Source organism: Acinetobacter sp. Colony158 (assembly GCF_019264745.1).
Taxonomy (GTDB): domain Bacteria; phylum Pseudomonadota; class Gammaproteobacteria; order Pseudomonadales; family Moraxellaceae; genus Acinetobacter; species Acinetobacter ursingii.
The window spans coordinates 2114216-2114665 of sequence record NZ_CP078523.1 but is presented as its reverse complement, the minus strand read 5'-3'; the positions used below and the strand labels follow the sequence as shown (position 1 = coordinate 2114665).

Below are 450 nucleotides of genomic sequence, written 5' to 3'. Positions count from 1 at the left end.
CTGGTAATCCCCCCTAAAAATAAAAGGATGCAAAAGTAGAATTTTCTCTTAAGATCAAAGCAGGAGATTCTGCATGAAAACATCTAAATTTACTGACAGTCAGATTATGTCTATTTTGAAACAAGCGGAGTCTGGCACGCCTATTGCCACACTTTGCCGTGAATATGGTATGAGTAATGCGACTTTTTACAAATGGCGGGCTAAATATGGCGGCATGGATGCCTCATTGATTACTCGATTGAAAGAACTAGAAGCCGAAAATGCCAAGCTAAAAAAGATGTATGCTGAAGAGCGGCTCAAAGCTGAAATCATTCAGGAAGCCATGTCAAAAAAGTGGTAAAGCCATCTTGTCGTCGTCAGATGGCACAACAAGCCGTTGGTGATCATGCTGTCAGTATTCGTTTGGCCTGCCGTGCATTTAGTATCAGTGAAACCTGCTACCGTTATCAG

Annotated in this window: 1 pseudogene; it reads left to right on the top strand. The window is 42.0% G+C overall.

The features are described from left to right. Positions 1-73: 73 nt before the first annotated feature. Positions 74-450 (top strand): annotated as a pseudogene (locus tag JR005_RS08745) (transposase); the annotation flags it as partial.